The sequence below is a fragment of the Flavobacterium johnsoniae UW101 genome (assembly GCF_000016645.1).
In the GTDB taxonomy this organism is placed as follows: Bacteria; Bacteroidota; Bacteroidia; order Flavobacteriales; family Flavobacteriaceae; genus Flavobacterium; species Flavobacterium johnsoniae.
In genome coordinates this window covers 3258937-3271984 of record NC_009441.1, presented here as the reverse complement: position 1 = coordinate 3271984, position 13048 = coordinate 3258937, and the positions used below count along the sequence as shown (strand labels likewise).

The following is a 13048-nucleotide window of genomic DNA, read 5'->3' as shown; positions in this document are numbered from 1 at the left end:
TTCTAAATTTAGCAAAAAAATAATCAAGGTTCAGCTTCTAAATAAGTTTTATTGAAATGGCAAAAAAGGCAATTAATCCTACTAAATCATTAAAAATTCCACAGATAATTATAATATCTGCCAAAATTTGCGCATTTGTATCCACAAAACTGGCAACAAAATTCGCAGCAAGAATATTTACAACACCAATAAAACATAAAGTTCCCAAACGTGAGTTTGAAATGGATCGTAAAAGCATTCAAAAAAATGTTTATGTTCCCGCTATTAATAAAAGTGTTGTAACTTATCATTATGGCCAAAGTGAACGCAAAGTATTGTTGGTTCATGGATGGTCTGGCAGAGGAACACAGTTATTTAAAATAGCTGATGAACTTTTAGCAAATGGTTACACTACAATTAGTTTTGATGCTCCGGCACATGGAAAATCACAGGGAAAAACAACGATAATGTCTGAATTTATAGCTTCTATTCTGGAAATTGAAAAACAATTTGGACCTTTTGAATTTGCAATTGGACATTCATTAGGCGGTATGTCGGTATTAAATGCTGTCAAAGACGGTTTAAAAGTAAATAAAGCAGTTATAATTGGAAGCGGAGATATTGTGCAGGATATTTTAGATGAATTTATTTTCAAATTAAAACTCAATAATGAATACAGCAGCCGACTGAGAATCTTTTTTGAAGATTTGTATAAACTAAAAATGGATGAATTTTCGGCTTACCGGGCTGCGCAAAAAATTAAAATTCCGGTATTGGTAATACATGACAATGATGATCCTGAAGTTTCTGTAAAAGCAGGAATTCATATATATGAAAATCTGGAAAACGGCTCTTTATTTTTAACCGATGGATTAGGACACAGAAAAATACTTGGAAATCAAATTGTTATAAAAAAGATATTAGAATTCATTAAAATCAATTAACTTTATAGATAACTATTTCAATATCAACATTAAAGAAAGTATAAGATGGATTTGTTTGGCGAAACTGAAAATTGGGAAACTAAATTAAAACCCATTTTAAAAAAATACAAGCACAAAAAGCATCCTTTAGATTATCAAAACACATATCAGCTTTTGGTAATGGTAGTTTTATCTGCACAGGATTCTGATGCTAACATCAACAAGATTGCACCTGCATTATTTGAAAAATATCCAACTTTAAAAAGTCTGTCAAAAGCTGATATTGATACTTTTATTTCTTACATAAGTAAAGTACGTAATTATCCAACTAAGGCTCAATGGCTTTTAGAAATTGCACACACCATTCAAAATGATAATGATATTCCTTTAACAATGTCTGGTTTGACTGCCTTGAAAGGAATTGGAAGAAAATCTGCCAATGTAATTTTAAGAGAAACTGAACAGCCGGCTGAAGGAATTATTGCCGATTTACATGTAATTCGCGTAGCACCTAGAATTGGAATAATAAAGGAATCTAAAGATGGTAATAAAGTCGAAAAAGACTTAATGCAGGCTTTACCAAAAAGTATTTGGTCAGAAATTGGAATGGCAATTTCATTTTTAGGTCGTGAAATCTGCAGACCAAAACCAAAGTGTGAAGAATGTCTTTTAACAGAAATCTGTTTGTATTATAATACTGTCGTACTAAAAAATTAGATTATTTTCTACGTGTATCAATCAGGTAAATAATTTTCCAGGAATCTTTTTCTTTAAACAATGTAAAAGTGTTTACTCCTGCATGACTTAATTTATCATTTAAATAAAATTCATACGGAGCCCAAACATGAGCCATCGAACCGTCAATTTGAATATTATAACTCAAAATTTTCTCTTGAAATTTCATACTTGCAGGAATTGACGCAATTGATTTATAAAACTCTTTAGCCGTTTCATCAGATAATTTATTTCCTTTTAAAGGATTTTCACTAATAGACTGCAAGATAATTTTATCAGAACAAACCAATTTCATTTTAATAGAATCCTTTTGATGGAATCCTTCAAAAAATGTCTCGATGCATTTTTGAACTTCTTGTTTCTGAGCATTACAATAAAATCCCAAAAACATAAAAAATAAAACTAAAAAAACTCTCATAAAATAAATTTAGGTTAAACGCCAAATTGAGATAAATGATGATCCAAATGTTTCGCAAACATATTATTCCACTCTTTAGAAGTTAATTTACCAAAAGAAAGAGACTCTTTTCCATCAAATTCATTTTCCCCTAATTCTTGTGTTTTTAGTATATAAGAAATCAGTCTGTTTTTTTCCAATTCAAAATTACAATCTCCTTTAATAATAAATTGTGGAGCTGTACCAAGATTTCTTGGATAAGGTTTTTCACTGACTACTTGTTTTTTAGCTAAAAGTTTCAACAAAAGTCTCATTAAAAGATTTGGCTTAGAATGAATATTATCATAAACCATTTCATAAGTGACATTACAATGAGCCAGCATTTGGTCAACCGACATTTTACCCCAGAGAGGCTGAGAATCTATTTTAAGCTGATTGATTCTACTAATAAACTGATCGCAATCTTGTTTATGAAAAACGTTTTGCATAGCTGGAATTACCATTTAAGATTAAATATTGTAGTAAAAATATAAAATTTCTGATTAAAACTGTTTTACGATTTCTAATTATTTAAAATTTCAGTTTATTCCAAAAAAAAAACTTCAATTAGCTTTGCTAATTGAAGTTTAGTACTCAGAGCGGGACTTGAACCCGCACGAACATTGCTGTTCACTGGATTTTAAGTCCAGCGTGTCTACCAATTTCACCATCCGAGCATTAAGTGGTACCTCCAGGGATCGAACCAGGGACACATGGATTTTCAGTCCATTGCTCTACCATCTGAGCTAAGGTACCTTATTTACTTATATTTCTATAAGTAAAAGTTAGAATAAAAAACCCCGTCTTAATAAACAGGGTTTTTAAAAGAAAGGCGACGACATACTCTCCCACAAAACTGCAGTACCATCTGCGCAGGCGGGCTTAACTTCTCTGTTCGGGATGGGAAGAGGTGAGCCCCGCCGCAATAACCACCTTAAGGTCATTCGCTGCTAGCAGCTTTTAATTATTAATTATCAATTATAAATTGTTAATTATCAATTAAACAATATTTTAACATACTGAGATAAAGAAAAGTAAGTTTTTGTTTTAGAAAGTTTCCTCCCGGGCCTTTCGGCCCGGGAAAAGGGTGTACATAAGCTTACGGATTATTAGTACTACTCGACTATGACATTACTGCCTTTACATCTATAGCCTATCAACGTGGTCATCTTCCACGATCCTTAAAAGAAATCTCATCTTGTGGTGGGTTTCGCGCTTATATGCTTTCAGCGCTTATCCCTTCCCAACGTAGCTACTCTGCGGTGCCCCTGGCGGGACAACAGATACACTAGAGGTTAGTCCAATTCGGTCCTCTCGTACTAGAATCAGATCCACTCAAATTTCTAACGCCCGCAGTAGATAGAGACCGAACTGTCTCACGACGTTCTGAACCCAGCTCGCGTGCCACTTTAATGGGCGAACAGCCCAACCCTTGGGACCTTCTCCAGCCCCAGGATGTGACGAGCCGACATCGAGGTGCCAAACCCCCCCGTCGATATGAGCTCTTGGGGGAGATCAGCCTGTTATCCCCGGCGTACCTTTTATCCTTTGAGCGATGGCCCTTCCATGCGGAACCACCGGATCACTATGCTCTACTTTCGTACCTGATCGACCTGTATGTCTCTCAGTCAAGCTCCCTTATGCCATTGCACTCTACGCACGGTTACCAAGCGTACTGAGGGAACCTTTAGAAGCCTCCGTTACTCTTTTGGAGGCGACCACCCCAGTCAAACTACCCACCAAGCACTGTCCCCCGCATAGCGGGGTTAGGCCTCAGATAAACAAAGGGTTGTATTTCAACAATGACTCCACAACGCCTGGCGACGCCGCTTCATAGTCTCCAACCTATCCTACACATCATTTATCCAAGGTCAATACTAAGCTATAGTAAAGGTGCACAGGGTCTTTTCGTCCCACTGCGGGTAAACGGCATCTTCACCGTTACTACAATTTCACCGAGCTCATGGCTGAGACAGTGTCCAGATCGTTACACCATTCGTGCAGGTCGGAACTTACCCGACAAGGAATTTCGCTACCTTAGGACCGTTATAGTTACGGCCGCCGTTTACTGGGGCTTCAATTCAATGCTTCTCCGAAGATAACATCTCCTCTTAACCTTCCAGCACCGGGCAGGTGTCAGGCCCTATACTTCATCTTACGATTTTGCAGAGCCCTGTGTTTTTGATAAACAGTCGCCTGGACCTCTTCACTGCGGCCCTGATTGCTCAGGGCGACCTTTCTCCCGAAGTTACAGGTCTATTTTGCCTAATTCCTTAGCCATGAATCTCTCGAGCACCTTAGGATTCTCTCCTCAACTACCTGTGTCGGTTTACGGTACTGGTACTAATTACCTGAAGTTTAGAGGTTTTTCTTGGAAGCCCTTAGGCGCACTATCTCTTTGTCCGAAGACTCCGAGTACTATCGTATTTCACCAGTTCCTGCGCATTTTACTACAGGACCTATAGCTAGGTACTTCAACGAACTATTCCGTCAGTTCGCGGCGCTTTCATCACTCCGTCACCCCATCACAGTAATTAGTAGTACGGGAATATTAACCCGTTAGCCATCGACTGTCCCTTTCGGGTTCGCCTTAGGACCAGACTAACCCACAGCTGATTAGCATAGCTGTGGAAACCTTAGTTTTTCGGTGTGCGGGTTTCTCGCCCGCATTATCGTTACTTATGCCTACATTTTCTTTTCTAACCAGTCCAGCCCTCCTTACGAAAAACCTTCAACCCTGTTAGAATGCTCCCCTACCACTTGCAATTACTTGCAAATCCATAGCTTCGGTAATATGCTTATGCCCGATTATTATCCATGCTCGTCCGCTCGACTAGTGAGCTGTTACGCACTCTTTAAATGAATGGCTGCTTCCAAGCCAACATCCTAGCTGTCTGGGCAGACAAACCTCGTTCTTTCAACTTAGCATATATTTGGGGACCTTAGCTGATGGTCTGGGTTCTTTCCCTCTCGGACTTGGACCTTAGCACCCAAGCCCTCACTGTTAGTGAACATTATACAGCATTCGGAGTTTGTCAGGAATTGGTAGGCGGTGAAGCCCCCGCATCCAATCAGTAGCTCTACCTCTGTATAACTTTATAACTAACGCTGCACCTAAATGCATTTCGGGGAGTACGAGCTATTTCCGAGTTTGATTGGCCTTTCACCCCTACCCACAGGTCATCCGAAGACTTTTCAACGTCAACCGGTTCGGTCCTCCACTGTGTGTTACCACAGCTTCAACCTGCCCATGGGTAGATCACACGGTTTCGCGTCTAACACTACTGACTAAAGCGCCCTATTCAGACTCGCTTTCGCTGCGGATCCATACCTGAAGTACTTATCCTTGCCAGCAGCGTTAACTCGTAGGCTCATTATGCAAAAGGCACGCCGTCACCCCACGAAAGGGCTCCGACCGCTTGTAAGCGTATGGTTTCAGGATCTATTTCACTCCGTTATTCACGGTTCTTTTCACCTTTCCCTCACGGTACTGGTTCACTATCGGTCTCTCAGGAGTATTTAGCCTTAGCGGATGGTCCCGCCGAATTCAGACAGGGTTTCACGTGCCCCGCCCTACTCAGGATACCACTATCTATTACATTTATTACCCATACGGGGCTATCACCCTCTTTGGCGTCACTTTCCAGTAACTTCCGGTTCTGCATGCATAAAATGTCGTGGTCCTACAACCCCAGCACTGCCGTAACAGCACTGGTTTGGGCTAATCCGCGTTCGCTCGCCACTACTTACGGAATCACTTTTGTTTTCTTCTCCTCCGCCTACTTAGATGTTTCAGTTCAGCGGGTTTGCCCACCTATCGGTGTGCTATATCTTCAATATAGCGGGTTGCCCCATTCGGATATCTGCGGATCAATCTGTGTGTGCCAGTCCCCGCAGCTTTTCGCAGCTTATCACGTCCTTCATCGCCTCTGAGAGCCTAGGCATTCCCCATACGCCCTTATTTTGCTTATTGTACCAATCTTGTTACTTAAAACAAGACCGTTTTTTTTGTTTTTTACAATAAAATTGTAAAAAACGCTTTCTACTTTCTTATTATTTTCTTATCTCAATATGTCAATGAACTTTATCTAGTCAAAAGTCAAAAGTCGTCAAGTGAATCACTTTGGACTTTATGACTTTAATCTTTATGACTAAAATCGTGGAGAATAACGGAGTCGAACCGTTGACCTCCTGCGTGCAAGGCAGGCGCTCTAGCCAGCTGAGCTAATCCCCCAATCTAATTATGAATTGTGAATTATGAATTAGGAATTATTTGTAATTCGTAATCTTTCAACTCTAGAATTTCCTTCTTTTTAAGCTTTTCAGTCTTTTTAATTATCAATTAACAAGTATTAATTGTCAATTCTTAAAAAGTAGTCCCGGGCAGACTCGAACTGCCGACCCCTACATTATCAGTGTAGTACTCTAACCAGCTGAGCTACGAGACTCTGTTTTACTTAATTTTTATCATTTTTTTTAAATTAACAGCAAGAGTAATACAATCTAAAATTCAAAACCTTTAAATTTCATCATTTTTCCTAAGCGTGCATTACTGCTAACACTCAGGCTCTAGAAAGGAGGTGTTCCAGCCGCACCTTCCGGTACGGCTACCTTGTTACGACTTAGCCCTAGTTACCAGTTTTACCCTAGGCAGCTCCTTGCGGTCACCGACTTCAGGCACCCCCAGCTTCCATGGCTTGACGGGCGGTGTGTACAAGGCCCGGGAACGTATTCACCGGATCATGGCTGATATCCGATTACTAGCGATTCCAGCTTCACGGAGTCGAGTTGCAGACTCCGATCCGAACTGTGACCGGCTTTATAGATTCGCTCCTGGTCACCCAGTGGCTGCTCTCTGTACCGGCCATTGTAGCACGTGTGTAGCCCAAGGCGTAAGGGCCGTGATGATTTGACGTCATCCCCACCTTCCTCACAGTTTGCACTGGCAGTCTTGTTAGAGTTCCCGACATCACTCGCTGGCAACTAACAACAGGGGTTGCGCTCGTTATAGGACTTAACCTGACACCTCACGGCACGAGCTGACGACAACCATGCAGCACCTTGTAAACTGTCTTGCGAAAGATCTGTTTCCAAATCGGTCAGTCTGCATTTAAGCCTTGGTAAGGTTCCTCGCGTATCATCGAATTAAACCACATGCTCCACCGCTTGTGCGGGCCCCCGTCAATTCCTTTGAGTTTCAAACTTGCGTTCGTACTCCCCAGGTGGGATACTTATCACTTTCGCTTAGCCACTGAACTTGCGCCCAACAGCTAGTATCCATCGTTTACGGCGTGGACTACCAGGGTATCTAATCCTGTTCGCTCCCCACGCTTTCGTCCATCAGCGTCAATAAACTGGTAGTAACCTGCCTTCGCAATTGGTATTCCATGTAATATCTAAGCATTTCACCGCTACACTACATATTCTAGTTACTTCCCAGTAATTCAAGTTCAGCAGTATCAATGGCCGTTCCACCGTTGAGCGATGGGCTTTCACCACTGACTTACTAAACCGCCTACGGACCCTTTAAACCCAATGATTCCGGATAACGCTTGGATCCTCCGTATTACCGCGGCTGCTGGCACGGAGTTAGCCGATCCTTATTCTTACGATACCGTCAAGCTCCTATACATAGGAGTGTTTCTTCTCGTACAAAAGCAGTTTACAATCCATAGGACCGTCATCCTGCACGCGGCATGGCTGGTTCAGACTTGCGTCCATTGACCAATATTCCTCACTGCTGCCTCCCGTAGGAGTCTGGTCCGTGTCTCAGTACCAGTGTGGGGGATCTCCCTCTCAGGACCCCTACCCATCGTGGCCTTGGTAAGCCGTTACCTTACCAACTAGCTAATGGGACGCATGCTCATCTTTCACCGTTGTGACTTTAATTATAAAGTGATGCCGCTCTATAATACTATGAGGTATTAATCCAAATTTCTCTGGGCTATCCCTCTGTGAAAGGCAGATTGCATACGCGTTACGCACCCGTGCGCCGGTCTCAAAGCCCGAAGACTTCTACCCCTCGACTTGCATGTGTTAAGCCTGCCGCTAGCGTTCATCCTGAGCCAGGATCAAACTCTTCATCGTATATTTTAATATTATATTGCGATGAATATCTATCGGTTCTTTTCGAATCTTTCGATTCTATTACTCTTATTTCTTTTGTTCTAACATCTCTGTTAAAACGGCTGTCAATTCAATATGTCTACGAACGTAATTTCTTTGTCTTTCGCTTGTCTCTCAAAGCGGGTGCAAAACTAAAACTTCTTTTTGTTTCTCGCAAGAAAAATTTAAAAAATTTGAAACTTTTTTTTTCGTCTCTGTTTTTCTCCTTTTCCTTCCAATCTCTCAATGAACTTCCGTGTTTTGCGGGGTACAAATGTAAAAAGCATTTTCAAATCTCACAAGCTTTTTCGAATCTTTTTTTTTGAAAATTTCTTCTCTTTTAATTCTTATTCCTGTCAGTATTTCTGTGAACGTTTTTCGTTGTTGCGGGTGCAAAAGTACCACCTTTATTTACATTTACAAGCCTTTTCTTTATATAATTTCAATCTTTTTTCGCTTTATTTCTTAACTATCTCATAACAGCTGATTTACAATGTAAACTTTTTTGAATATCTATAGGTTTTTTCTTGGCTTGCATGTGGATTTCGTATTTTTAGCGGGTTCGGGTTTGTCGATTTTGCAGAGTTTTCAGCTTTTCCAACTCTTTTTTATGATTCTTTATCCTTTTAACGGCACCTTTCCATCTAAAAACTCCTTCTGGAAACCGATGCCCTAGCCCCGATAGAAGCGGAAATCCTTTTTGTGGCGGGGTTTGCCACAAAAAGATTGAAGCGGATAGCGAGATTTAGCTCCTGAAAATCATAATACCATACTTATATATGTATACACACAAAAAAAAACCCGACAGATTTCAAAAACTGTCGGGTTGTACCTAATATATAATAGTATATTATTTTTTATTGATCTCTTTAGCTTTTGCTTCCCAGTGGGTCATTAGATTATTATAATTTACCGGATTGGCTGAAGGCTGATTTACTAAACGTCCAGATTCAAATGCGCGGACAAGGATTGTTTCTATTAAATAGTCTTCGTTAACTTCAAAAGGTTTGTATTCTGTTTTTAAACTTATATCAAATAAATTTGCTGTTGTATTTGACACAAAGGCCTTAAAACCGCTTTTTAGAGTTTTTATTAACTCATAAGTAGTTTTTCCGGTTTGGCGGTGTACTAACTTTACAAGAATCTGTCCTTGTTTTCTGGAAAGCTTTTTAAGTCTGTCTTCAAATTCATTGTTAAGATAGTCTTCTACAATTTTGAAATACTTCTTTTTTTCACGGCTCGTTTTTAATCTGGCCATTCCATTATTTAAAGCTGTTAGTCTATCTGCTGCAAGTCTTGCATACGGATATACCTTATATACTCTCATTTGTAAAATCTGAAACTGCTTTAATTCTTCGGCACTCATCTTCTCGCCTTTTGAAATAATAATTTCGGGCAATTGAATTGTATCGTTTAGGATTGAATCTCTTTCAGTTAAAATATACCCCATTTCTTGATTTTCTTTTGGAGTAACTTGGGCTTCACTAGTATATGAAATAAATAATAAAAATAAAATACAGCAGGTAAATCTCATGGAGTCTTAATTTAGATGTAAAATTATATATTTATACACAACTCTGATACCAAATTTATAAATTAGCGCAAAAATATTTTTATGAGTACAAAATCTATCTTAAATGATACCTCTATAGCTTTTTTAGAAAGCTATCTAAATAATGCTTCGCCGACTGGTTACGAAAGTGAAGGGCAAAAACTTTGGATGAATTATTTAAAACCTTATGTAGATACTTTTATCACTGATACATATGGTACAGCGGTTGGAGTTATTAATCCTGATGCTCCTTTTAAGGTTGTTATTGAAGGTCATGCTGATGAAATTTCATGGTATGTAAACTATATTACAGATGATGGTTTATTATATGTAATTAGAAACGGTGGATCTGATCACCAGATTGCACCTTCAAAAAGAGTAAATATTCATACCAAAAAAGGGATCGTAAAGGGTGTCTTTGGATGGCCTGCAATTCATACACGTTTAAGAGACAAGGAAGAAATCCCAAAATTAAGCAACATATTTATTGATTTAGGATGCGAAACTAAGGAACAAGTTGAAGCAATGGGAGTTCATGTAGGCTGTGTAATTACCTATCCTGATGAATTTATGATTTTGAATGAAAACAAATTTGTGTGCCGTGCGATAGACAACAGAATGGGCGGTTTTATGATTGCCGAAGTTGCTCGTTTATTAAAGGAAAACAAAAAAACACTTCCTTTTGGTTTGTATATAGTAAATTCTGTTCAGGAAGAAATTGGTCTTCGCGGTGCAGAAATGATCGCTCATACAATTAAACCAAATGTTGCTATTGTTACTGATGTCTGTCACGATACCACTACTCCTATGATTGATAAAAAAGTCGAAGGTGATTTAAAAATGGGTAAAGGACCAGTTATTGCATATTCGCCGGCAATCCAAAATAAACTTCGCGATTTAATTGTAGACATTGCAGAAGAAAAGAAAATACCTTTCCAGCGTCATGCTACTTCTCGTGCAACGGGTACAGATACTGATGCTTTTGCATATAGCAATGGTGGTGTAGCTTCAGCATTAATTTCTCTTCCTTTAAGATACATGCATACTACTGTAGAAATGGTGCATAGAGATGATGTTGAAAATGTAATTCAATTGATTTATGAGTCCTTATTGAAAATTGAGAATAACGAAACATTCTCTTATTTCAAATAAAAGCACTTTCATACTAAATTCGGCTGTTTATAAAATAATAGCCGAATTTACTAATTCCTCAAAGAATGAAAATATTACTGCTCGAAGACGATTTTACTTTGTCTAAAGAAATATCGGCTTTTTTTACCACTAAACAATTCGAGTGTACACCGTATTATGATGGATCTTTACTGCTTAAAAAATACTTTCCGTATGAATATGATTTAATAATTCTGGATATTAATGTTCCGGGAATAAATGGTATTGAGGTTTGTAAAGGTATTCGTGAAATTGATAAAAAAACGCCAATTATAATGCTGACGGCTTTTAGTGAAATTGAAGACAAACTGGCTTCCTTTGACAGTGGTGCTGATGATTATCTGGTTAAACCTTTTCATTTTGAAGAATTATATGCCCGTATTTCATCATTGCTTAGGAGAAAAGAAATTCCTCAGCAAACAGAAAAAAAGATCATTATAGAAGATTTAGAAATTCTGGAAGATGAAATGAAAGTTTTACGTTCTGGTGAAGAAATTAAGCTGACTCCAAAAGAGTTTAAACTAATTCTAATTTTAGCCCATGCAAAAGGAAAAGTTTTGTCTAAGCAATTTATTGCCGAGAAACTTTGGGATTATCATATTGAAACCAATCAAAATACGATTGAAGTTTATATAAATTTTCTTAGAAAAAAAATCGATAAAGATCACGAAACAAAACTCATAAAAACCAAAATTGGTTACGGATATTATTTAAGTAACGAGGAATGACTTTAAAAAACAGAATATCATTATTAGTAAGTCTTTTGTTTACAATCCTTTTTGGATTGGCATCGACTGTGATATTTGTTTTATATTCTAATTTTAGAAAAGAAGAATTTCGTGAACGCCTTGAAATTAAAGCTCTTTCAAATATTAAACTTTTGGTTGATGTAAAAGAAGTTGACGAACAGCTTCTTAAAATGATTGACCAAAATTCAATCAATAAATTATATGATGAGAAAACATTAGTTTTTGACTCACATTTTAAACTTATTTACAGCAGTATCGATGATGCAAAAATCAATTGGTCTGTTGAAGATTTAAAATATCTTAAAAAACATAAAACCTTTTTCAAACAACAAGGCGATTATGAAGTTTACGGCGTTTTTTATGATACTAAAGACAAAGACTTTTATGCTTTAATTTCTGCTACGGATGATTATGGGAAAAGAAAACTGCTTTTTTTAAGATATACATTAGTTGTATCCTATATATTCTTTACATGTCTCTGCTGGGTTTTAACCTCTTTTATGGTTAGAAAAGCAATGAATCCTCTTGGATTATTTCATCAAAAAATTAAAAATATCAATGAAAACAATCTTGATACTCGTATTGAATCAAAAAGCAATAAAGACGAAATTGACTTAATTGCAAACGAGTTTAATTTCATGATGGACCGAATTGAAGTTTCCTATCAAAGACAGAAAGAATTTACGGCTCACGCTTCGCATGAATTAAGAACTCCTTTATCGAGAATTACTGCACAAATTGAAAATACTATAGCCGATTCGACGACATCTCTTAAAGGAAAAAACTTTCTAACTGCAATTTTATCCGATGTCAATCATTTAACTGAATTAATCAGCTCATTATTAATATTATCTAAAATTGATAATAATAAAAATAATGAATACAATGAAATTCACAGAATGGATGAGATTCTTTTCTCGGCTATTGAAGATCTAAAGAAAAGCTTTCCTGATTTTGTTATTTTATTTGAAATTGAAGAAAGCGAAAATTTAGACACAGCTCTGGAAATAAAAGGAAATAAAAACCTTTTGGAAATTGCTGTAATTAATGTTTTAAAAAATGCCTGTGTTTATTCAGATAATCAGCAGGCTTTAGTAAAAATAAGCGCGCCGGAAGATCATCTGATTATTTCTATTTTAAACACTGGAAAAACTTTAAGCGAAAGCGAACAAAAAAATCTTTTTGAACCTTTTATGAGAGGAGAAAATTCTAAAGGCACATCTGGTTTTGGATTGGGATTACGTATTGTAAACAGAATCTTAAAACTTCACAAATCTCACATAACTTACACTACACCAGAGGATAATGTAAATTTATTCCAATTATTCTTTCATTAATATTTTATTTTAAGCTAATTTTAAGGTAGATTTTAAGCCCGCTTAAAGTCTGCCGATAGCAT

At 37.7% G+C, this 13048-nt stretch carries 8 protein-coding genes, 4 tRNA genes and 3 rRNA genes; 5 read left to right on the top strand and 10 right to left on the bottom strand.

Going from position 1 to position 13048, the window contains the following annotated elements:
• The first annotated feature begins 56 nt into the window (after positions 1-56).
• Positions 57-923 carry an alpha/beta hydrolase gene (locus tag FJOH_RS14240; RefSeq protein WP_012024802.1) on the top strand — a complete coding sequence of 289 codons (867 nt, stop codon included), beginning with the start codon at positions 57-59 and terminating at the stop codon, positions 921-923.
• A 45-nt stretch (positions 924-968) separates the two neighbouring features.
• Positions 969-1619, top strand: coding sequence for an endonuclease III domain-containing protein (locus FJOH_RS14235; RefSeq protein WP_012024801.1), 651 nt, complete (start codon positions 969-971; stop codon positions 1617-1619).
• A gap of 1 nt (position 1620) precedes the next feature.
• Here the strand turns inward: FJOH_RS14235 and FJOH_RS14230 are convergent, their stop codons facing one another.
• From FJOH_RS14230 to FJOH_RS14185, 10 genes are all read right to left on the bottom strand, one after another.
• The gene (locus FJOH_RS14230) at positions 1621-2055 is read right to left on the bottom strand and encodes a nuclear transport factor 2 family protein (RefSeq protein WP_012024800.1); all 435 of its coding nucleotides are present in this window, start codon (positions 2053-2055) and stop codon (positions 1621-1623) included.
• Positions 2056-2069: 14 nt separating this feature from the next.
• Entirely contained in the window at positions 2070-2537 is a 468-nt protein-coding gene (locus FJOH_RS14225; RefSeq protein ID WP_012024799.1) for a DUF1569 domain-containing protein, read from the bottom strand.
• 127 nt (positions 2538-2664) lie between these two features.
• Positions 2665-2750, bottom strand: a tRNA-Leu gene (locus FJOH_RS14220).
• Positions 2751-2756: 6 nt separating this feature from the next.
• Positions 2757-2829: transfer RNA gene (locus FJOH_RS14215), tRNA-Phe, on the bottom strand.
• 71 nt (positions 2830-2900) lie between these two features.
• A 5S ribosomal RNA gene (gene rrf, locus FJOH_RS14210) occupies positions 2901-3010 on the bottom strand.
• A gap of 152 nt (positions 3011-3162) precedes the next feature.
• Positions 3163-6046 (bottom strand): 23S ribosomal RNA (locus FJOH_RS14205).
• Positions 6047-6233: 187 nt separating this feature from the next.
• Positions 6234-6307 (bottom strand) — tRNA-Ala (locus FJOH_RS14200).
• A 140-nt stretch (positions 6308-6447) separates the two neighbouring features.
• Positions 6448-6521 (bottom strand) — tRNA-Ile (locus FJOH_RS14195).
• A 125-nt stretch (positions 6522-6646) separates the two neighbouring features.
• Positions 6647-8160 (bottom strand): 16S ribosomal RNA (locus FJOH_RS14190).
• The 16S, 23S and 5S rRNA genes sit together here with 4 tRNA genes alongside, the layout of an rRNA operon.
• 868 nt (positions 8161-9028) lie before the next feature.
• The gene (locus tag FJOH_RS14185) at positions 9029-9712 is read right to left on the bottom strand and encodes a DUF4294 domain-containing protein (RefSeq protein ID WP_012024798.1); all 684 of its coding nucleotides are present in this window, start codon (positions 9710-9712) and stop codon (positions 9029-9031) included.
• An 81-nt stretch (positions 9713-9793) separates the two neighbouring features.
• Between FJOH_RS14185 and FJOH_RS14180 the strand changes: the two genes are divergently transcribed.
• The 3 genes from FJOH_RS14180 to FJOH_RS14170 all read left to right on the top strand — a co-directional run bounded on the left by FJOH_RS14180 (position 9794) and on the right by FJOH_RS14170 (position 12986).
• On the top strand, positions 9794-10882 hold the full coding sequence (locus FJOH_RS14180) for a M42 family metallopeptidase (protein WP_012024797.1): 1089 nt from the start codon (positions 9794-9796) through the stop codon (positions 10880-10882).
• 65 nt (positions 10883-10947) lie between these two features.
• Positions 10948-11628 carry a response regulator transcription factor gene (locus tag FJOH_RS14175; RefSeq protein WP_012024796.1) on the top strand — a complete coding sequence of 227 codons (681 nt, stop codon included), beginning with the start codon at positions 10948-10950 and terminating at the stop codon, positions 11626-11628.
• Positions 11625-12986, top strand: coding sequence for a HAMP domain-containing sensor histidine kinase (locus FJOH_RS14170; protein WP_012024795.1), 1362 nt, complete (start codon positions 11625-11627; stop codon positions 12984-12986). Before FJOH_RS14175 ends, FJOH_RS14170 begins: the two co-directional genes overlap by 4 nt.
• Positions 12987-13048 lie beyond the last annotated feature (62 nt).

Coding starts and splice junctions, on each gene's coding strand:
- FJOH_RS14180 (WP_012024797.1), top strand. CDS start 9,794: ATGAGTACAAAATCTATCTTAAATGATACCTCTATAGCTTTTTTAGAA.
- FJOH_RS14230 (WP_012024800.1), bottom strand. CDS start 2,055: ATGAGAGTTTTTTTAGTTTTATTTTTTATGTTTTTGGGATTTTATTGT.
- FJOH_RS14185 (WP_012024798.1), bottom strand. CDS start 9,712: ATGAGATTTACCTGCTGTATTTTATTTTTATTATTTATTTCATATACT.
- FJOH_RS14225 (WP_012024799.1), bottom strand. CDS start 2,537: ATGGTAATTCCAGCTATGCAAAACGTTTTTCATAAACAAGATTGCGAT.
- FJOH_RS14170 (WP_012024795.1), top strand. CDS start 11,625: ATGACTTTAAAAAACAGAATATCATTATTAGTAAGTCTTTTGTTTACA.
- FJOH_RS14235 (WP_012024801.1), top strand. CDS start 969: ATGGATTTGTTTGGCGAAACTGAAAATTGGGAAACTAAATTAAAACCC.
- FJOH_RS14175 (WP_012024796.1), top strand. CDS start 10,948: ATGAAAATATTACTGCTCGAAGACGATTTTACTTTGTCTAAAGAAATA.
- FJOH_RS14240 (WP_012024802.1), top strand. CDS start 57: ATGGCAAAAAAGGCAATTAATCCTACTAAATCATTAAAAATTCCACAG.